Source organism: Sphingomonas swuensis (assembly GCF_039538045.1).
Taxonomy (GTDB): domain Bacteria; phylum Pseudomonadota; class Alphaproteobacteria; order Sphingomonadales; family Sphingomonadaceae; genus Sphingomicrobium; species Sphingomicrobium swuense.
On the sequence record NZ_BAABBQ010000001.1, the window covers coordinates 2,324,212 to 2,343,025 of the forward strand.

Annotated in this window: 22 protein-coding genes, 1 tRNA gene and 2 pseudogenes; 14 read left to right on the top strand and 11 right to left on the bottom strand. The window is 68.7% G+C overall.

Features of this window, described 5'->3' with window-relative positions; genetic code table 11:
- Positions 1 to 7: 7 nt before the first annotated feature.
- Positions 8 to 439: a hypothetical protein gene (locus tag ABD727_RS11570; protein WP_344707535.1), complete on the top strand. Its 432-nt coding sequence runs from the start codon at positions 8 to 10 to the stop codon at positions 437 to 439.
- Here the strand turns inward: ABD727_RS11570 and ABD727_RS11575 are convergent.
- Complete coding sequence (locus ABD727_RS11575) at positions 436 to 1,245, bottom strand: thiazole synthase (RefSeq protein WP_344707536.1); 810 nt, start codon at positions 1,243 to 1,245, stop codon at positions 436 to 438. The genes ABD727_RS11570 and ABD727_RS11575 overlap by 4 nt on opposite strands.
- Before the next feature lie 10 nt (positions 1,246 to 1,255).
- On the opposite strand from ABD727_RS11575, the gene ABD727_RS11580 reads away from it, so the two are divergent.
- Complete coding sequence (locus ABD727_RS11580) at positions 1,256 to 1,666, top strand: hypothetical protein (protein WP_344707537.1); 411 nt, start codon at positions 1,256 to 1,258, stop codon at positions 1,664 to 1,666.
- Positions 1,667 to 1,669: 3 nt separating this feature from the next.
- Here ABD727_RS11580 and thiS read toward each other — a convergent pair.
- A pseudogene (gene thiS, locus ABD727_RS11585) lies at positions 1,670 to 1,885 on the bottom strand (sulfur carrier protein ThiS); the annotation flags it as partial.
- A gap of 38 nt (positions 1,886 to 1,923) precedes the next feature.
- On the opposite strand from thiS, the gene aroQ reads away from it, so the two are divergent.
- The 5 genes from aroQ to aat all read left to right on the top strand — a co-directional run bounded on the left by aroQ (position 1,924) and on the right by aat (position 7,369).
- On the top strand, positions 1,924 to 2,355 hold the full coding sequence (gene aroQ / locus ABD727_RS11590; protein ID WP_344707538.1) for a type II 3-dehydroquinate dehydratase: 432 nt from the start codon (positions 1,924 to 1,926) through the stop codon (positions 2,353 to 2,355).
- Positions 2,356 to 2,390: 35 nt separating this feature from the next.
- Positions 2,391 to 2,879 carry an acetyl-CoA carboxylase biotin carboxyl carrier protein gene (gene accB / locus ABD727_RS11595; RefSeq protein ID WP_344707539.1) on the top strand — a complete coding sequence of 163 codons (489 nt, stop codon included), beginning with the start codon at positions 2,391 to 2,393 and terminating at the stop codon, positions 2,877 to 2,879.
- The gene (accC, locus tag ABD727_RS11600) at positions 2,880 to 4,235 is read left to right on the top strand and encodes an acetyl-CoA carboxylase biotin carboxylase subunit (protein ID WP_344707540.1); all 1,356 of its coding nucleotides are present in this window, start codon (positions 2,880 to 2,882) and stop codon (positions 4,233 to 4,235) included.
- A 121-nt stretch (positions 4,236 to 4,356) separates the two neighbouring features.
- On the top strand, positions 4,357 to 6,627 hold the full coding sequence (locus ABD727_RS11605; RefSeq protein ID WP_344707541.1) for an HWE histidine kinase domain-containing protein: 2,271 nt from the start codon (positions 4,357 to 4,359) through the stop codon (positions 6,625 to 6,627).
- 55 nt (positions 6,628 to 6,682) lie between these two features.
- On the top strand, positions 6,683 to 7,369 hold the full coding sequence (gene aat / locus ABD727_RS11610; protein WP_344707542.1) for a leucyl/phenylalanyl-tRNA--protein transferase: 687 nt from the start codon (positions 6,683 to 6,685) through the stop codon (positions 7,367 to 7,369).
- Positions 7,370 to 7,404: 35 nt separating this feature from the next.
- Here the strand turns inward: aat and ABD727_RS11615 are convergent.
- The 5 genes and pseudogenes from ABD727_RS11615 to ABD727_RS11635 all read right to left on the bottom strand — a co-directional run.
- Positions 7,405 to 7,641: pseudogene (locus ABD727_RS11615) on the bottom strand (DUF2155 domain-containing protein); the annotation flags it as partial.
- A 160-nt stretch (positions 7,642 to 7,801) separates the two neighbouring features.
- The gene (locus ABD727_RS11620) at positions 7,802 to 8,185 is read right to left on the bottom strand and encodes an NADH:ubiquinone oxidoreductase subunit NDUFA12 (RefSeq protein ID WP_344707543.1); all 384 of its coding nucleotides are present in this window, start codon (positions 8,183 to 8,185) and stop codon (positions 7,802 to 7,804) included.
- A gap of 94 nt (positions 8,186 to 8,279) precedes the next feature.
- Positions 8,280 to 8,714: a DUF192 domain-containing protein gene (locus ABD727_RS11625; protein ID WP_344707544.1), complete on the bottom strand. Its 435-nt coding sequence runs from the start codon at positions 8,712 to 8,714 to the stop codon at positions 8,280 to 8,282.
- Between the two features lie 38 nt (positions 8,715 to 8,752).
- Positions 8,753 to 9,352, bottom strand: a complete 600-nt coding sequence (locus tag ABD727_RS11630) for a cold-shock protein (RefSeq protein ID WP_344707545.1) — start codon at positions 9,350 to 9,352, stop codon at positions 8,753 to 8,755.
- Between the two features lie 59 nt (positions 9,353 to 9,411).
- Complete coding sequence (locus tag ABD727_RS11635) at positions 9,412 to 9,963, bottom strand: regulatory protein RecX (RefSeq protein WP_344707546.1); 552 nt, start codon at positions 9,961 to 9,963, stop codon at positions 9,412 to 9,414.
- 118 nt (positions 9,964 to 10,081) lie between these two features.
- Between ABD727_RS11635 and ABD727_RS11640 the strand changes: the two genes are divergently transcribed.
- Positions 10,082 to 11,848: a fatty acyl-AMP ligase gene (locus ABD727_RS11640; RefSeq protein WP_344707547.1), complete on the top strand. Its 1,767-nt coding sequence runs from the start codon at positions 10,082 to 10,084 to the stop codon at positions 11,846 to 11,848.
- 28 nt (positions 11,849 to 11,876) lie between these two features.
- Here ABD727_RS11640 and ABD727_RS11645 read toward each other — a convergent pair whose 3' ends face one another.
- Complete coding sequence (locus tag ABD727_RS11645; RefSeq protein ID WP_344707548.1) at positions 11,877 to 12,407, bottom strand: MarR family winged helix-turn-helix transcriptional regulator; 531 nt, start codon at positions 12,405 to 12,407, stop codon at positions 11,877 to 11,879.
- 238 nt (positions 12,408 to 12,645) lie between these two features.
- Here ABD727_RS11645 and ABD727_RS11650 point away from each other — a divergent pair, with 238 nt between their 5' ends.
- The 4 genes from ABD727_RS11650 (at position 12,646) to nusG (ending at position 13,898) form a co-directional block, all read left to right on the top strand.
- Positions 12,646 to 12,813, top strand: coding sequence for a hypothetical protein (locus tag ABD727_RS11650; RefSeq protein WP_344707549.1), 168 nt, complete (start codon positions 12,646 to 12,648; stop codon positions 12,811 to 12,813).
- A gap of 47 nt (positions 12,814 to 12,860) precedes the next feature.
- Positions 12,861 to 12,936, top strand: a tRNA-Trp gene (locus ABD727_RS11655).
- Between the two features lie 215 nt (positions 12,937 to 13,151).
- A complete protein-coding gene (gene secE / locus ABD727_RS11660) occupies positions 13,152 to 13,349 on the top strand; it encodes a preprotein translocase subunit SecE (RefSeq protein WP_344707550.1) in 198 nt (65 codons plus the stop codon).
- A 9-nt stretch (positions 13,350 to 13,358) separates the two neighbouring features.
- Positions 13,359 to 13,898 carry a transcription termination/antitermination protein NusG gene (gene nusG, locus ABD727_RS11665; protein ID WP_344707551.1) on the top strand — a complete coding sequence of 180 codons (540 nt, stop codon included), beginning with the start codon at positions 13,359 to 13,361 and terminating at the stop codon, positions 13,896 to 13,898.
- 46 nt (positions 13,899 to 13,944) lie between these two features.
- Here nusG and msrA read toward each other — a convergent pair whose 3' ends face one another.
- Both msrA and ABD727_RS11675 read right to left on the bottom strand, forming a co-directional pair.
- Positions 13,945 to 14,538, bottom strand: coding sequence for a peptide-methionine (S)-S-oxide reductase MsrA (gene msrA, locus ABD727_RS11670; protein ID WP_344707552.1), 594 nt, complete (start codon positions 14,536 to 14,538; stop codon positions 13,945 to 13,947).
- A 74-nt stretch (positions 14,539 to 14,612) separates the two neighbouring features.
- Entirely contained in the window at positions 14,613 to 15,383 is a 771-nt protein-coding gene (locus ABD727_RS11675) for an alpha/beta fold hydrolase (protein WP_344707553.1), read from the bottom strand.
- A 155-nt stretch (positions 15,384 to 15,538) separates the two neighbouring features.
- Here ABD727_RS11675 and ABD727_RS11680 point away from each other — a divergent pair, with 155 nt between their 5' ends.
- Both ABD727_RS11680 and ABD727_RS11685 read left to right on the top strand, forming a co-directional pair.
- Entirely contained in the window at positions 15,539 to 16,465 is a 927-nt protein-coding gene (locus ABD727_RS11680; protein WP_344707554.1) for an ABC transporter ATP-binding protein, read from the top strand.
- Positions 16,462 to 17,949, top strand: coding sequence for an ABC transporter permease (locus ABD727_RS11685; RefSeq protein ID WP_344707555.1), 1,488 nt, complete (start codon positions 16,462 to 16,464; stop codon positions 17,947 to 17,949). Before ABD727_RS11680 ends, ABD727_RS11685 begins: the two co-directional genes overlap by 4 nt.
- Positions 17,950 to 18,044: 95 nt before the next feature.
- On the opposite strand, the gene ABD727_RS11690 is transcribed toward ABD727_RS11685, so the two are convergent.
- Positions 18,045 to 18,704: a hypothetical protein gene (locus tag ABD727_RS11690; RefSeq protein ID WP_344707556.1), complete on the bottom strand. Its 660-nt coding sequence runs from the start codon at positions 18,702 to 18,704 to the stop codon at positions 18,045 to 18,047.
- Positions 18,705 to 18,814: the final 110 nt, after the last annotated feature.

Genomic DNA, 18,814 nt, shown 5'->3' on the forward strand with positions numbered 1-18,814 from the left:
GCTCGCGATGGAGGACGATCGCCTGAAGGTCGGGTTGCGCCCCGACTATGCCGAAGCCCTCGGCCTTGCGATCTATTGCTTTGCAAACCTCGAGTGGAAGGCGGTCCGCTGCTGCGAGCGCCTCGAAGCGGGCAGCCTCGACTTACTGTCCGACCGCACCGCCGGTCGCATCGCCGACACTCTGCTTCACCTCGTCGGAGCCATGCCCGCGTCGCCTGCCCAGGCAGCGCTGCGCAAGGCCGCGCGCGATTTCGAGTTCCTCGTCGGCACTCGCAACAATCTCGTTCACGCCAAGCCGGGCCTCGCACCTGACCAGAGCGAAGCCCTGTTCCGCGATGGCGACCAGTGGACGCTCGGCGAGCTGGAGAGCGTCGCCGATACCTTCACGGCCTGCGGCGCGATGTTCGACGAAGCCTTGAGCGGGATCCTCGCCGCCTAGATCAGCCCAGCCAGCGGGCTGCTCGGATCGGCATACATGCGCTTCGGCATCCGCCCCGCGCGATAGGCGAGCCGGCCGGACTCGACCGCCGCCTTCATCGCGCGCGCCATCAGGATCGGGTCCTTGGCCTCGGCGATCGCGGTGTTCATCAGCACGCCGTCGCAGCCGAGTTCCATCGCAAAGGCCGCGTCGCTCGCCGTGCCGACGCCCGCGTCGACCAGCACCGGCACCTTGGCGCCCTCGACGATCAGCCGGATGGTCACCGGATTCTGCACGCCGAGGCCCGAGCCGATCGGCGCGCCGAGCGGCATGATCGCCACCGCGCCCGCATCCTCGCAGCGCCGCGCCATGATCGGATCGTCGGTGCAATAGACCATCACCTCGAACCCCTCCTTTGTCAGGAGCTCGGTCGCCCGCACCGTCTCGATCATGTCGGGATAGAGCGTCTTCGCCTCGGCCAGCACTTCCAGCTTGACGAGCTTCCAGTCCCCCGCTTCGCGCGCCAGGCGCAGGGTGCGGATTGCCGCCTCGGCGGTGAAGCAGCCGGCGGTGTTGGGCAGGAAGGTCGTGACCTTGGGGTCGATATAGTCGGTCAGCTTGGGCGCCTTGGGATCGGTCAGGTTCACCCGCCGCACCGCGACCGTGACGATCTCCGCCCCGCTCGCCGCCACCGCCGCCGCATTCTGCTCGAGGTCCTTGTACTTGCCCGTCCCGACGATCAGCCGTGAAGAGAAGGTCCGGCCGGCAACGGTCCAGCTGTCGGAATCGGTGGGCGCGGCGGAGGTTGTGACTGGAAGACTTGCCATGCGCGCTGATATGAGCGCTTGGCCGATGCTTGCAACGTTGCTCTTCCTATATGCCGCCGAGCCTGACGTGGTGGTCACCCGCTCCGCCGCGGTTCCCGCGGTCGAGCGCATCCTCAAGGCCGACAATCTGGACGTCGAGACGCTGTCTCCGCAGGAGATCGCCGCGGCGATGCGGGACATCCGGCAAGGCGCCGCGCCGCGCGACTTCTGGGTCGCTTACCAAGCGCATGTCAAAGCGTGGAACGACTATGCCGCGGCGCTTGACGCGGCGGCCAGGCGCCAGCCGGGCGAGCTTGCTCCGTCCGGAAGCGAATGGGCTGTCGGTGACGCGCGAACCCGCATCAATGCCACGTTCGACGAGGTGGAGCGGCTTGCCCGCATTCGCGGCGCCACCATTCCCCTGCCGCGCACCAGGGTCTGATCAGCCTCCGCCGACAAAATGCACGACTTCATAATCGTCGCCGTCCTCGACCTGCACCTCGGCGAGCGTCGAGCGCGGCACGATCTCAAGGTTGCGCTCGACCGCGACCCGCGCGGGATCGAGCCCGAGCTCGCCGACCAGCCCGGCGACGGTCGTCCCCGCGGCCACCCGCCGGTGCTCGCCATTGACGGTGATGCTGTGGGTTTCGGTTTCGCTCATTTGACTAGGGCATCTAGGTGGCGGAAGAGGCTGCCGCAATGCGCAAGGTCCTTATCCTCAACGGCCCCAACCTCAACCGGCTCGGCACCCGCGAGCCCGAGGTCTATGGCCGCGACAGCCTCGACGACATCGCCGCCATGCTCCACGAGGCGGCCGCTCTGCTCGGGCTCGACATCGACCTCCGCCAGTCCAACCACGAGGGCCACCTCATCGACTGGCTCCACGAGGCGGCCGACACCGACGCGGCGGCGGTGATCCTCAATGCCGGCGGTCTCACCCACACCTCGGTCGCGCTACGCGACGCGATCGCCGCCGTTCCGACGCCGGTGATTGAGGTCCACCTCAGCAATCCGGCCTCGCGCGAGCCCTTCCGGCACAAGAGCCTGATTTCGGGCGTTTGTGTCGGCTCCATCAGTGGCTTCGGCGCCCGTTCCTACCTGCTTGCACTGGACGCCGCCGCCCGGCTCTGACAGAGCGCGCCGCGACAGATTACAGGGATTCTTCCATGTCCGACGAACAAAAGCAGATGCGCATCGATGGCGCCTTGGTCCGCGAACTTGCCGAGCTGCTCAGTGCCAACGAGCTGTCCGAGATCGAAGTCGAGGACGGCGATCGCAAGATCCGCGTCCGCCGCGAGCTGACCGTCGCCGCCGCGCCCGTGCAGCATATTGTCGCGGCGCCGACTGCAGCCCAGAACGTCGTCCAGGCCTCGGCCGGGGCCTCGGGCGGTGAAGCCCCTGCCGCGGCGCCCGAGCCGAGCGGGGAGATCGTCCGCTCGCCCATGGTCGGCACCTGCTATCTCGCCGCCGAGCCGGGCGCCAAGCCCTTCTCGGTCGTTGGCGACACGGTCAAGGAAGGCGACACGCTGCTGATCGTCGAGGCGATGAAGGTGATGAACCCGATCACCGCGCCGCGCGGCGGCCGGATCGCCCAGCTGATGGTCTCGAACGCCCAGCCGGTCGAGTTCGACCAGCCGCTGGTGGTCATCGAGTAGATGGCCAAGATCAACAAGCTGCTGATCGCCAATCGCGGCGAGATCGCGCTGCGCATTCTTCGCGCCGCCAAGGAGCTCGGGATCCGCACCGTCGCGGTCCACTCCACCGCCGACGCCGATGCGATGCACGTCCGTCTGGCCGACGAAGCGGTCTGCATCGGACCGCCCCAGGCGCGCGACAGCTACCTCAACATCCCGAACATCATCTCGGCCGCCGAGATCGTCCACGCCGACGCGATCCACCCGGGCTACGGCTTCCTCTCCGAGAACGCCCAGTTCGCCGAGATCGTCGAGCTCCACAACATCATCTGGGTCGGGCCCAAGCCCGAGCACATCCGGGTGATGGGTGACAAGGTCGAGGCCAAGCGCACCGCCGCTGCCCTCGGCCTGCCCCTGGTCCCGGGTTCGCCCGGCCCGATCTCGGACCTCGACGAAGCCAAGGCAATCGCCGACGAGATTGGCTATCCGGTGCTGATCAAGGCTGCCTCGGGCGGCGGCGGTCGCGGCATGAAGGTCGTGCCCGAGCCCGACCAGCTCGAGACTCTGATGGCGCAGGCCTCGTCGGAAGCGAACGCCGCCTTCGGCGATCCGACCGTCTACATGGAAAAGTATCTCGGCGACCCGAGGCACATCGAGTTCCAGGTGTTCGGCGACGGCGACGGCCAGGCCGTTCACCTCGGCGAGCGCGATTGCTCGATCCAGCGCCGCCACCAGAAGGTCATCGAGGAAGCGCCCTCGCCGGTCATCTCCGCCGCCCAGCGCGCCGAGATGGGCGAGCGAGTCCGCAAGGCGATGGCCGACATGGGCTATCGCGGCGCCGGCACCATCGAGTTCCTCTACGAGAATGGCGAATTCTACTTCATCGAGATGAACACCCGGCTCCAGGTCGAGCATCCGGTGACTGAGATGATCACCGGCCTCGACCTCGTCGCCGAGCAGCTCCGCATCGCCGAGGGCCGCGGGCTCAGCGTCACGCAGGACGAGGTCCGACTCTCGGGCCATTCGATCGAGTGCCGGATCAACGCCGAGGACGCCGAGACCTTCGCCCCCTCCCCCGGCCTGGTGAAGAACTACGTCGCCCCGGGTGGTCTCCAGACCCGCGTCGATAGCGGCCTCTATTCGGGCTATAAGGTGCCGCCCTATTACGACAGCATGATCGGCAAGCTGATCGTCTGGGGCAAGGACCGCGACGAGGCGATCTGCCGCCTCCGCCGGGCGCTCGAGGAATTCATCGTCGACGGGCCCAAGACCAACATCCCGCTTCACCAGCGCATCCTCAAGGAGGACGCGTTCAAGAGCGGCGACTATACGATCAAGTGGCTGGAGCGCTGGCTCGAGGAACAGCGCGCCGGCTGAACGTCGGAATTCCGACCTGCGCCATGAGACTGGTTGCGCCCCCACCCCCATTTGCTAGCAGTTGGGGGTGGCAGGGGGACAAGCTGTTGGCGTTAGCTCCAGAAGCCCCTTCGCAGCCCGGTTGCTGCGAGGGCTGCTCACCTATCTTGCCTATACGCTGACCGCGGCCCTCGGCCTGCAATGGGCGATGGTCAGCGGCGCCGCGTCGCCGATCTGGCCGGCCGCCGGGGTCGGAGTGGCTGCGGTCTGTCTCGGCGGACGCGCCATGGCGGTCCCGATTGCGCTCGGCCTCGTCACCGCGTCGCAGCTTACCGGTGCGACCCACCCCTTGTGGTCGCAATTGATGATCGGGATCGGCAACGGGGCAGCGGCTGTCGTCGCTGCCGGCCTCGTCCGCCGCTTCGGCGGCCCTGGCGCGATCCGCTTCGACAGGCTGCGCAGCGTCCTCATCTACCTCGTCGGAGCGGTCGCCGCCGCCCTGCTTTCCGCCGTGGTGGGAGTCGGAGCGCTTGAGTTCGCGGGGAGCCTTGCCGCAGGCTCCACGGCAATGGTGTTCCAGTCGTGGCTGGTCGGCGATCTCGTCGGGATCATCGCCATCGGCGCCCTCCTGCTGGCCTGGTCGCCGGCTGGCGCGCGCACCGGCAAGCGGCCACTCGACTGGCGCTGGTTGCCGCCAATCCTGCTGCTGGTCGCGATCCTTTCCCACGTCATCTTCTTCGGGCCGCCGCTCGCCCGCGCCTGGGCCGTCTATCCGGCGCTCGGCTGGGCCAGCCTCGCGCTCCGAGCGCGCGGCGCGCTTCTCTCGCTCCTGCTGGTGATCGTGTTCGCCATCGCCGGGACCGACAGCGGCTTTGGGCCCTTCGTCGCGGGTCCGGACGGCGCCGTCAGCCTGCTGATCCTGCAGCAATTTCTCGCGGTCACGGGGGCGACTACCCTGCTGCTCGCCGCCACCGTGGACGAACGCGACACCGAGGCCGAATTGCGCGCCGCGGGCGAGCGAGAGCTCTCCGCCCGCGACGAACTCGCTCGGTTCGAAGCCATCCTCGGGCTGGTCAACGACAGCGCCCCGATGGCGATCTTCGCCAAGGACCTCAACGGCCGCTACCTCTACCTCAACACGCCCGTTGCCGAGGCCACCGGCACTGTGCGCGGCGAGCTGCTCGGCCGGACCGACGCCTTCTGGGCCTCGGCGGACCTTGCCGCCACGCTGATGGAGAACGACCGCGCGGCGATGGTCGCGGAGAGCCCGACGGAAGTCGAAGAAACCCTGCCCGGGCGCGACGGCGAGCCGCGCGTGTGGCGCGGGCTGAAGGCGCCGCTTCGCGATTCCGACGGCGCGATCATCGGGATGGTCGGGGTCTCGACCGACATCACCGAGCGCAAGGCCCTGGAAGAGCGCGAACGGCTGCTCGCCCGCGAGGTCGACCATCGCGCCAAGAACCTCCTCGCGGTGGTCCAGTCGGTCGTCCAGCTCAGCCGGGCCCAGGATGCCGACGCCTTCCGCGAGAGCGTCGTCGGCCGGATCCAGTCGCTCGGGCGGGCGCACAGCCTGCTTTCCGCCGGGCGCTGGGAAGCCGTCAGCCTGTCCGACCTCGTGGTCGAGGAACTTGCCCCCTACGCCCTCGACCATCAGCAGCGCGTCACCATCGAAGGACCCGACCTCCAGCTTCGCCCCGCCGCCGCGCAGAGCCTTGCCCTGACCCTCCACGAGCTGGCCACCAACGCCGTCAAATATGGCGCGCTGAAGATCGAGAGCGGCCGCCTCATGGTCAGCTGGCGGCGAAGCGAGGGCGGTGGGCTCGACCTTCACTGGCGCGAGCTTGGCTGCGGCCCGCTCCGCCCGTCCGACCGCTCGGGCTTCGGAAGCCGGGTAATCGCCGCCAGCATCGAACGGCAGCTCGGCGGCGAAGTCGAGCGCAAGTGGACCGACGACGGGCTCGAGGTCCACCTCCGCCTCCCCGCAGGCCAGCTCGCCCGCGCGCGCAGCGACGGCGGAGAGGAAATCGCCATCCCGGAAGCGTCAGCGCTGCCCGCAAAGCCGGTGGTCACCGCCGCTCCCAAGCGGCTTCTGATCGTCGAGGACGAGGCGCTGATCGGGATGGAGATGGAGCGGATCCTGACCCGTCGCGGCTTCCGGCTGGTCGGAATTGCGACAACGGTCGCGGAGGCGCTTGCGCTTGCCGAGGAGCGGCGTCCCGATGCCGCCCTGCTCGACGTCAATCTTGCCGGCGAGTTCAGCTTCCCGGTTGCCGAGCGGCTGCTCGAGCAGGGCGCGCGGGTGATCTTCTGCACCGGCTATGACTGCGACCGGCTGATCCCGCCGCACCTCTCGCACCTCGCCGTGGTGCGCAAGCCGATCGACCCCGCCGAGGTCGCCGCCGCGCTGCGCTGAGCCGGGACACAGGCAGTCGCTACCGCATGCCGCATCCATGCGTTAGACCCCCACCATGAGCGGCCCGCTCGACCCTTCGATGATGCTTCACGGCTATGCCTCGGGCGTGTTCCCGATGAGCGACTCGCGTGACACCGACGACCTCTTCTGGGTCGAGCCGAGGCATCGCGCGATCCTTCCCCTCGACGGCTTCCGGCTCAGCCGAAGCCTTGCCAAGCGCCTCCGCTCGGGTCGCTTCCGGGTCAGCGTCGACACCGCCTTCGCCGATGTCGTCGCCGGCTGCGCCGACCGCGAGGAGACGTGGATCAACGGCCCGATCGAGCGCGCCATGCTCGACCTGTTCGACAAGGGCTTCGGCCACTCGGTCGAGGTCTGGGAGGACGAGGCCCTGGTCGGCGGGCTCTACGGGGTGGCGCTCGGCCGCGCCTTCTTCGGTGAAAGCATGTTCAGCCGCGCGACTGATGCCTCCAAGGTCGCGCTCGCCGCCTTGGTCGCGCGCCTTCGCACCGGCCATTTCACCTTGCTCGACTGCCAGTTCATGACCCCGCACCTCGCCTCACTGGGAGCGGTCGAGATCCCCCGGACGCGCTACCTTCAGTTGCTAGGGGTCGCGCTGGAGCGGTCGTCCGCCGACCCGTCCGCCTGGGAGTCGTTCGACGGACTGCTGTCGTCCTCGGGCGAGCCGGCATCCTCGGCCGCGGCCGGGAAGTTCATCGCGCAGCTCTTGGGCCAGACATCGTAGACCGGGTGCTCGACCACGTTGAGGCTCGGGCTTTCCTTGTAGAGCCAGCCCGAGAAGACCCGCTTCCACCCGCCGCCTGGCTGCTGGACGTCGACCTGGACGAAGGCGCCGGTCAGCTGGTCGAACTCCCACGGCGGGGTCCGCTCGCAGGCCTTGAGGCGGACGATCACGTCATCGTCGACGCGCAGCGCCTGCCCCGGCTTCATCGTCAGATCGCGCGAGATCGAGTTGCGCTTGTTGAGCAGTCCGAGCACCGCGACCCGCTCGCCCATCGGGGTCGTCCCCGGCGCCAGCGGCTCGTTGAGGGTCGCCGTCACATTGGCCTTGGGCGCCGCCGCCTGCCCGGCGCGCGGTTCCTTGCCGGTCGGCAGCCGGTCGCACCCGGCCAGCGTCAGGCCGAGCGCGAGGCAGGCGAGCCCGAGCTGCCTCACCTCAGTCCGGAGTCCAGGCCTGGTAGTCGCCGGTCGCCGCGGGGCGCTTCCCGCCCCGGCTGAGCGATCCCGCCGGACGATAGGTCTCGCCCGTTCCCGACAGGTTGGGGAGGCCCGGCTTCTCGAACGTGCGGGCTGCCGGCATCGCCTTGTCGGGGACGTCGGCGATCTGCCCACGAAGCCAGCTCTGCCACTGCGGCGGGGCCCGGCTGGCATCGTTCGAGCCCTCGTAGATCACCCACCGGCGGCGCGGATCCTTGCGGTGCACGAAATAGACGTTGCCGGCCGCGTCGCGCCCGACCTCGCGCCCGTGCCGCCGCGTGAACAGCCGCGTGCTGAACCCGGCGCCGTTCCACCAGGTGAAGATGCTGGCCAGAAAACCCATGGCGAGCCCCTAGCGCGGCGGAGCGGTGGGGAGCAACACCTGATCGCCGCTCCCCTGCCCCGCTTGTGCCGGTGCCCCGCTCAGCGCGGGCCGCCTACCACTTGACCGTGTCGCCCGCCTTGATCCCGAGCTGGCTGCTGCGCCCGCCCGCAAGCTCGAGCACCGCGCCGACCGACTCCAGCGAAGTCACCGGCTCGAGGCTCAGCGGAACGGTGTTCTCGGCGATGCTGCTGATCGTCCCGTCGGGACGGATGAATATCATGTCGAGCGGGATCAGCGTGTTCTTCATCCAGAAGCTCGCCGGGCGCGGCGGCACGTGGGGGAAGATCATGCCCCGGTCCGGCGCGAGCGTGTCGCGGTTCATCAGTCCCTGCGCCTGCTCGTCCTGAGTGCGCGCGACCTCGACGGTGAAGCGATGCTCCTTGCCGCCCGCGCTGCGGATGGTCAGCGGCACCTGCTCGAGCCCGGCGGCGCTGCGCTCGAGCTGCGGACCGCCGCTCTGGTTCGCTTGGCAGGCGGCGGCACTCACCGCCAGCGGAGCGATCGCCAGCAGCAGCGCGAGCCGCTTCAGTCCTGTCGCAAGTCGACCGCGGTCAGGCCCTTGCGCCCCTCGGCCACCCGCGCCTCGATCCGGTCGCCCGGATTGAGATCGAGGATGCCCGCTCGGCGCACCGTCTCCATGTGCAGGAAGATGTCCTGGTCGGGCGATCCCACCCGATTGACGAACCCATAGCCCTTGACGCGATTGAACCACTTGACCTCCACCGGCTCGAACGGCCCAGCGCCGTCCAGCAGCGCAACGCGGTCGGCCCGGTCATGGCCGCTGGCGGGTGCCCGTACCGGTACCGCCTCGTCCAGATCGATCGACAGCACGCGCGCCGCCTGCAGTCCGCGATCCTGCCGCACCACGTCGCAAGTCACAACCGCTCCTTCGGGGAGCGAGCGCCGGCCATGGTCGCGAAGGACGGAAAAATGCACCAGCACGTCGCCTTCGATGTCGTCGCTGATGAGGAAGCCGAAGCCGCGGGTCGCGTCGAACCATTTGACCCGCCCGGTGACCTGGATCGCAGACTCGTCCGAAGCCGCGGTCTCCCCCTGCGCGGAGGATCCCTGCTTGCCATCCGGTTCCGAGACTGACGCGTACTCCCGTTTCACCCGGCTACGCATACCACGCCCGAAGGCAGGTGGCAAAAGGTTACGTAACCAAAACGACCTCGCCTTTATGCTTAGTCCGAAGTGGGTAGCTCGCCGGGCGCGGCGGCGACGATTCGCCTGGCAAGCTCGAAGCCGTGACCGGCGCGCATCATCGCCGACAGCGCCTTGGCCCGCCCGTCGCGATCGGCCGCTTCCTCGGCATAGGGACCGATCCGCTTGCGCTGGGCGAAACGCAGCGCCGACTGCCACGCCGCCGCCTCGGCCGCCTCGAGCGCGCCCGCGCGATCCTCCTCGGCGATCCCCGCCACGCTGAGCGCGTCGCGCACCCGGCGCCCGCCGAAGCCGCGCCTCGTCAGGCTCGCGCCCTTGGCCTCGGCGAAGGCGCGGTCGTCGACGAACCCCTGCTCGGTCAGCTTGGCGACCAGCGCCGGAAGGTCCGGCTCGCCCTCGCCATCCCAGCCGCGCTCGCGCAGCTTGCGCTTGAGGTAGGTCGACAGCTTGGCCCGGCTGGTGGCGAAGCGGGCGACATAATGAAGCGCCAGATCGTTCAGCGCGACCCGGTCGAGCGGCTTCGGAACCCGCCGCTGGCGCCTCTTCCGGCCGCCCTCCTCATCCCCGTCCATGCCTAGGCTCGACCCCTCACGCCTTGATTGTGCCACAGTGTCCCGCGAACAACCATCGGAGGCAATCGCGGCTGTCTGGTGCCGCCCGGCCGTTCGAACAAGACAGCAGGAACATCGCGTGCTCGACGTCATCGCCAAGGACAACAAGCTTGCGCCCCCCGGCGCCACTGCGACCTTGGACGACCTTCCCCGCCGCATCGCCGACTTCGCGACGCTCGGGGAAGCGCTCGACTTCGCCGCGACCGGCACCCGCGGCCTCAACTTCCACGATCCTCGCGGAACGCTGTCGCGTGCCTACGGCTATGCCGAGCTTCGCCGCGACTCCCTCGCCGGTGCGCGCCGCCTGATCGGCCTCGGCCTCGAGCCGGGCGACCGCGTCGCGCTCGTCGCCGAGACCGGGCCCGAGTTCGCCGCCGGCTTCTTCGCCGCCATCTACGCCGGCCTGTGGCCGGTCCCGCTGCCGCTCCCGACCAGCTTCGGCGGGCGCGAGGCCTATGTCGAGCAGCTGACCGTCATGCTGACGAGCTCGGACCCGGCACTGTTCCTCTATCCCTCCGAGCTTGCCGACTTCTGCGTCGCCGCGGGCGACCGCCGCCAGGTCCGCGCGATGAGCTGGGAAGAGCTCGCCGCCGCCCCCGTCGACGAGGCGCTCGCGCTGCCCCAGGCCAAGCCCGAGGACATCGCCTATCTCCAGTACAGCAGCGGCTCGACCCGCTTCCCCCACGGGGTCGCGGTCACCCACCATGCGCTGCTCGACAATCTCCGCGCGCATGGGCTTGGCCTCAACGTCGAGCCGACCGACCGGGTCGTCAGCTGGCTGCCCTGGTATCATGACATGGGCCTCGTCGGCTGCTTCCTCTCGCCGCTCGCCAACCAGCTCAGCGTCGACTATCTCAAGACCGAGGACTTCGCCCGCCGCCCGCTGGCCTGGCTCGACCTCGTCAGCCGCAACCCCGGCACCACCCTCTCCTATTCGCCGACCTTCGGCTACGACATCTGCGCCCGCCGCATGTCGAGCCAGCTGAAGGCGCAGGACCGCTTCGACCTGTCGCGCTGGCGGATCGCCGGCAATGGCGCGGACATGATCCGTCCCGACGTCATGCAGGCCTTCGTCGACGCCTTCGCCGGCGCCGGCTTCAAGGCCAGCGCCTTCTGCCCTTCCTACGGCCTTGCCGAGGCGACCCTGGCGGTCAGCCTGATGCCGCCGGGCGAGGGCATCCGCCTGGAACTGGTCGAGGAAAGCCAGCTTTCGGGCGCTGCCGCCGCCGATGGTCAGGACCGGCCCAAGCGCTTCCGCGCGATCGTCAACTGCGGCCGCCCGGTCGAAGGGATGGAGATCGAGATCCGCTCGGCCGACGGCGCCATCCTTCCCGACCGCGAGATCGGCAAGGTATGGGTTCGCGGCGCCTCGATCATGGAAGGCTATTTCCGCGACAAGGAAGCGACCGACGCCTGCATGGTCGGCGGCTGGCTCGACACCGGCGACATGGGCTACCTCTCGGCGGGCTACATCTTCATCGTCGGCCGCGCCAAGGACATGATCATCATCAACGGCCGCAACCACTGGCCGCAGGACATCGAGTGGGCGGTGGAGCAGCTGCCCGGCTTCAAGTCGGGCGACATCGCCGCCTTCGCGATCACCGGACCGTCGGGCGAGGAGCAGCCCGCGGTGCTGGTCCACTGCCGGGTCTCGGACCTCGAGGAGCGCAGCCGCCTCAGGGACGACATCAAGGAGCGGGTCCGCGCCATCACCGGCATCTCGCCGGTGGTCGAGCTGATCGCCCCGCGCACGCTTCCCCGCACCAGCTCGGGCAAGCTGTCGCGCACCAAGGCGCGCAATCTCTATCTCTCGGGCGAGATCGTGCCCCTCGACATCGCCGCCTGAGCGTACGCGCCCGGCGGACGTCGGGCGCTCAGACGCCGATCCCGCTGATCGCGGTCCCGCCCTCGATCAGGCTGCGGAAATATTCGGTCAGCAGCCGCCGGCCCTTCTCGCTCAGCTCGACATAATTCTTGCGCCGATCGTGCGAGCTCTGGGTCCGCACCACCAGCTTCTGGCTCTCCAGATAGTCGAGCCAGCGGATCGAGGTGGTCAGCGGCGAATTGCTGAACTCGGCCAGCTTGGTCACCGACACCTGGTCGCCGCGGTCGCCGTAGATGAACAGCACCAGCAGCATGTCCCAGGCCGGTTCGCTGAACAGCGACTGCCCGAAATGCTCGATCCGCCGCTTGCGTGACTGGTAGACCGCGCGGGCGAGGGTGAGCACGTCTTCGTGGGCCGCGACCATCACCTCGGTCTCGGCCGCCTCTTCGCCGCCCTCTCCTTCCCTGCCCTTGTTCCCGGCAAGCAGCTTGGCCAGCAGGCTGTGGGCCAGCGCGGCCTCCTCCGACGAGAGAGTCACCGACTCCGTGGCGTTGCGGGGTCCAAACACATTGTCCTTCATGACCGTCGAAGCACCTTCAATTAACCCCGCGAAGGGGGCACCAACCAGCCGGAAAACGGCGAAATGGCGTCTCGGTGCCATCCCGTAACTTCGCCGCAATCCCAACGGGTTCGATGTCCCATCTACCTTCACAGCGTTCTTGCTCAGCCCAGTCAAATCCTTGACGGGACTGTTAAATTTCACCTTGGATGTATTAATCGGCTTGTCGCAGGGAACGCTCTCTGGGACCGTTCGTGCCATGATGATGTATCCCTCGATCCGCAAGCCCTGGGCAGCTCCGAGCCTTACTCGCATCGTTCCCGACGCACGGCTCGTCCGGCACGTGCTCGACGCCAACGGCATCCGCGACGTGCCCCCGGGCCTCGCCCAGTTCGTCGCTCCTGTCGCATCGGACAGCGACCGCTAGCATTTGCTTGCATGGCGGCCCCAGTCGGGGTACCCGCGCCGCGGCCTAGGGGTATAGCTCAGTTGGTAGAGCATCGGTCTCCAAAACCGAGGGTCGTGGGTTCGAGTCCCCCTGCCCCTGCCAGGCCGCCGCGAGGCGCGTAGCGAAGCAGCGCGCCGACCCGCGAATGTCGGCCTGGCCAATCACGCCGCATCATTGCGCTCCGGATCGACGGCACGGAATGCACTTCCGTGACGGCCCGCTTGAAGGAACAGCGGCACCACGCTACATGCGCTCGCAACCGAGGTCCGGCGGAGCCATCCGCGGACCTCGTTTTTCTATCTGTTATGAGGCAAAAGATGGCCAAGACATCTCCCGGCGAGTTCATCCGCCAGGTCCGCAGCGAAGCGGGCAAGGTCGTGTGGCCGACCGGCAAGGAGACCTGGGTCACCGCGGTGATGGTGTTCATCCTCACCGGCCTCCTCGCCCTCTTCTTCTTCGCCGTGGACAGCGCGTTCGCCGCGATCGTCCGCTCCCTCCTCGGCTTGCTCGGTTAAGGTCTGCCCATGTCCCGCTGGTACATCATCCACGCCTACTCCGGCTTCGAGAACAAGGTCCGCGATTCGATCGTGAGCGAGGCCAAGCGCCTCGGCCTCGAGCAGCTGGTCGAGTCGGTCGAGGTCCCGACCGAGAAGATCACCGAGATCCGCCGCGGCAAGAAGGTCACCAGCGACCGCAAGTTCTTCCCGGGCTACGTCCTCGCCAAGCTCGGCATGAACGACGACGTCTACCACCTCGTCAAGAACACCCCCAAGGTGACCGGCTTCCTCGGCCCGAACGGCAAGCCGCAGGCGATCAGCGAGGCCGAGGCCGCGCGCATCCTCAACACCAAGGAAGAGGCCGCCGCCGCGGCGCCCAAGGCCAAGGTCAGCGTCGACTATGAGATCGGCGACAGCGTCAAGGTGCTCGACGGTCCGTTCGCCAGCTTCAACGGCGTCGTCGAGGAACTCGACTTCGACCGCGGTCGGGTCAAGGTCGGCGTCTCCATCTTCGGGCGCGCCACCCCGGTCGAGCTCGAGTTCGAGCAGGTCGAACTGGTCAAGTAAGCTTACGCAGGCGCGTTCTCCCGGGCCTGACCCGGGAGCCGCCTGCTCAGCCCCGCCAGAAGGCCGGGTAGCGCTTGCGCAGCGCCTCGACCTTGGGCCGGTCGTTCACGACGATATAGCCGTGGCTCGGGTTGCGCCGCATGAAGTCCTGGTGCGACGCCTCCGCCGGATAAAAGCGTCCCTGCTCGATGCGGGTGACGATCGGCCGCTTCCACGTCCCCGATGCCGACAACCGCCCGAGGAAGCCGCGGGCCTCCGTCGCCTGCGCCGGGCTCTGCGGAAAGATCGCCGACCGGTAGCTCGGTCCGCTGTCGGGACCCTGCCGATTGAGCTGGGTCGGGTCGTGCGCCACCGTCGCATAGATGGTCAGCAGCTGCCGGTAGCTCACCTGCCGCGGGTCGAACGTGATCCGAACCGCCTCGGCATGGCCGGTGCGCTCGCTGCTGACCCGCTCGTAGGTCGCGTCGGCGGCGCTTCCCCCGGCATAGCCCGAGACCACGTCGGTCACGCCGCGAACGTGCTCGAACACGCCCTCGAGGCCCCAGAAGCAGCCTCCGGCAAGCACCGCCGTCTCGCGCGGGGCAGCGGCGGACGCCGGCGCGGCGAACGCCACCAGCAGTGCGGGGAGCAACTTCTTCATCGGCATCCTTCCAGTCGCGGGCATCGAGCGCTTCTACACCTTCCAGCATGACTGTCGCACAACGGCGACCATGCCTACCCGCAGGTGTCGGCGATCAGCCGCACCGTCTCGCGCGGCTCGTCCCACAAGGGGAAGTGGCCGCTGTGCTCGAACCAGTGGAGCCGCGCGCCCGGGAAGCGCTTGGTCGCGCGCTTGGCCTGCACCGGAAGGCACAGCCGGTCGTGCCGTCCCCAGCCGATCGCCAACCGTCCGCCGGTCCGCTCGGCCCCTTCCTGTCCGGGCCCGTAGCCGAGGTCCTTGATCAGCGAGGGCACCGTCGGCGTCACGGCCAGCGCGCGCAGTTCCTCGGCGACGAAGCTGCCGTCGAGCGCCCACGGCCGCGCCGACAACTGCGCCAGCAGCGCCGAGCGCCCGACCTTGTTGCCCGCCAGTGTCGGAAGCGCCGGCTTCAGCCCTTTCACCAGGGCGCGCGAGGCCGACAGGGTGGTCACCACCAGCTGCCGCTCCCACCCTTCCCAGAAGCCGCCCGGATCGAGCGCGACGACGTTACCCGCCCGTCCCTGCCGCGCCAGCTCGAGCACGAGCCGAGCGCCCATCGAGCTTCCGACCATGTCGACGCCCGTCATCCCGTTGGCATCCTGCCACGCGGCGACCGAGCGGACGAGGCCGGCGAAGGTCCCGCTGTCGCCCTCGGCGGGGGTCTGGCCGTGCCCCGGAAGGTCGATGACGACCACGCGTCGTGCCTCGGCGAGCGGCGCCAGCACCGGCTCCCAGGCGTGGCCGCTGCTGCCCAGCCCGTGCACCAGCAGCAAGGGGCGCCCGCGCCCATGATTGACCACATGCATGTTCGTCTCCTTTGAGATGAGGTAACGGTCGGCAGCCCTCGCCGGGCCCTGTTCGACGAAAGATGCGCGTGGCCCGACGAACAGCCATGCGGTGCGGCTTCGCGCTTGACCCCTGCCGCCTGGCCGCCACACTCGATCACATCAGGGGGAATAACGTGGCCAGTGGACCAGCGCTCGCGCTCGAGCATGTCAGCAAGACCTTCGGCGACCTCGCCGCGGTCGACGATCTCAGCTTCGCGGTGCGCGAGGGCGAGGTCTTCGGCTTCCTCGGCGGCAACGGCGCGGGCAAGACGACCTCGCTCCGAATGGTCCTCGACATCATCCGTCCGACCTCGGGCAGCATCTCGGTCCTCGGCCGCCCGCCAGGCCGCGAGAATGCCGTCCACCTCGGCTTCCTGCCCGAGGAGCGCGGCCTCTACCGCTCGATGAGCGCGCTCGACACCATCACCTATTTCGGCCGCCTCAAGGGCATGAGCCCAGGCGATGCCCGCACCGAGGGCCTCGCTTTGCTCGATCGCTTCGGCCTCTCGAACTTCGCCAAGTCGACCATGGACAAGCTCTCCAAGGGCATGGCGCAGAAGGTCCAGCTCGCCACCGCGGTGGTCAACAGTCCGCGCCTCCTGATCCTCGACGAGCCCTTCTCGGGCCTCGACCCGGTCAATCAGGGCCTGCTCGAGGACGAGATCAAGCGCGCCTCGGCCAAGGGCGCGACCGTCGTCTTCTCGACCCACGTGATGCAGCATGCCGAGCGCCTGTGCGACCGCCTGCTGCTCCTCGCCAAGGGCCAGAAGCGCTTCGAGGGCACGCTCGACGAGGCCCGCGATCTCCTTCCCGCCCGCCTCACCGTCACCGCCCGCGGCGACCTCGGCGCCCTTCCCGGGGTCGCCAGCGTCGAGGCCGGCACCGAGCGCGGCGAGGGCTGGCGCGACCAGACGATATCGCTCGCCCCCGGAGTCCAGGCTGGCGACCTCCTCGAACATTGCACCGCCAACGGAGTCGCGCTCCGCCGCTTCGAGGAGCGACGCCCGAGCCTCCACGACGTCTTCCTCTACATGGTCGGCCCCCAGGAGGCGCGCGCATGAACAACATCCTGCTCGTCGCGATCCGCGAATATCGCCAGATCACCCGCATGCGCAGCTTCTGGCTGACGCTCCTGATCCTCCCCCTCGCCTTCGCCATCGCCCCGCTCGCCCAGCGCTTCATGGACAAGGACGAGGCCGACCGGATCATGGTCCTCGACCAGGGTGACGGAAGCAACGCCGCGGCCATCACCGCCCGGCTCGATCTCGAGCATCAGCGCCGCGGACTGATCGAGCTCAGCCGCTACGTGCAGCGGCACAAGCTCGCCACCGCTCCCGGCGCGCTCTGGTCGCAGCACGACCGCTGGTTCAGCGACGAGGAAGTCACCCGTTTCGGCGCCGCCGGCGGGGTCGAGGCCGCTCTCCGCCAGATCACCCCGCTCGTCCCCGAGGGCGTTCCCGACTTCGACGAGCCCGAGCCTTATTACGAACTGGTCCCCGTCCCGGCAGAGCTTCGCCAGGCGACCCCGGCGACGATCGACGCCCGGGTCGAGGGGCTGCTCCGGCCAGACGACAAGGACGCCAGGCGGCTGGACTATCTGCTGCTCGTCCCCGCCGACTTCGCCCGCACCGGCGCGGTCCGGATGTGGACCGGCGGCCGTCCCAACACCGGCTTCGTCACCACCGTCCAGGAGGTGCTCACCCGCTCGCTCCGCCAGCGCCTGCTGACCGACCGCGGGGTCGCCCCCGACGTTGCCACCGCCGCCGCCACCATCACACCGGCGCTGTCGCTGGTCCAGCCGCCTCCCGGCGGTGGCGCCAAGGAAGCGCTGCTGGTCCGCTCGATCCTCCCGCTCGCCGCCTCCTACCTGCTGATGATGGCACTGATGCTGTCGGGCAGCTGGATGCTCCAGGGCACGATCGAGGAACGCTCGAACAAACTCCTCGAGACCGTGCTCGCCGCGGTCAGCCCCGAGGAGCTGATGTACGGCAAGCTGTTCGGCACCGTCGCGGTCGGGCTGACCATGATCGCGGTGTGGATCGGCTGCGGCCTCGTCGCCGCTTATGCGACGCAGGGCGCGATCGCCGACATGATCCGCCCGGCGCTCGACCCGCTGACCTCGCCCGGCACGATCGCCGCGATGATCTTCTTCTTCGTCGTCGGCTACATCGCCATCTCGGTGCTGTTCCTCGCGGTCGGCGCGATTAGCGACAGCATGAACGACGCGCAGGGCTATCTGATGCCGATCATCCTCGTCATCCTGCTGCCGATCACCATCCTCATCCAGGGCATCCTCTCGGGCGGCCAGGGGGTCGGAATCACCGTCCTCACCTGGGTTCCGATCTGGACTCCGTTCGCGGTGCTCGCCCGACTGGGCATGGGCATCCCGGCCTGGGAGGTAATCGGCTCAGGGCTGCTCCTGCTCGCCTTCGTCGCGCTCGAGCTGGTTCTGCTCGGCCGCCTGTTCCGCGCCAGCCTGCTCGCCCAGGGCCAGAAGCCCAGCCTCGCCGAACTGGTCGCCCGGATGCGCCGGCAGGAGGCTTGACCTCGGAAGCGCCGGCTCTCCCGGCCGACCTGGCCGCAGAAGCCCGCGGAAGCTGTCGATGGCGGCGACCTGTACCGCCATCCGGTAGCAGCGGCCTACCGTGTGAAGGCGAATCCAACCAGAAGCACGAATAGTGCGCCTTCTAGCAGGCCGATGGCGACACTGGCTGCGGCGCGACCGTGGCGGCCGTCGCCGCTGATCGCGAACCAGCGAATCTCGACCACCAGCAGATAGAGGAAGCTCGCGACCAGCAGCGCGTTCCCGATCAGGGTCCAATGCGCCCCGGCTGCCCGCAGGTTGGTGCCGGTGCTGATCCCGAGCGCGAAGACCGCCGCGGGAAAGCATTGCTCGTAGAAGGGCTCCCGCAGCGAGATCCGGCTGAGCCTGACACCGCTCCGCCGGACGAAGCGAGCGGCAAGGAACAGGGGAAAGCTCGCGAAGACGATCACCCGGAGCACCAGCGCCGAGGCGGCATCGTCGACCAGGGCCGCGAGCCCGTGCTGGTTGTTGACGATCTCGTCGGGCTGGCCGAGCGCCATGGCGATCGCATGGGCGAGCAGCAGCGCCAGCGCGAGGAACAGCGGCGGACTGAGCAGCTCGGAAAATTGCTGCTCGTCGGGAAGCAGGAACTGCGGCTTGACCGACGCCATCGTCCTGAGCGGGCGCACGATCGCGCGCCCCAGGGTCAACGGAAAGAACAGCAGCCAGCTCATGACCTCGTAGAGGAGTTCGTCGAGCGAGCTGATCCACTTCATGAAAGTCCATGCGCCATCATCGACCAGCCCGGCCTGCGCAGCAATGGCCAGTCGCGGCCGATCCTTGCAAAGTAGGATTTCGCCTGCTTGCCTCGCCGGCGTGCGCACGA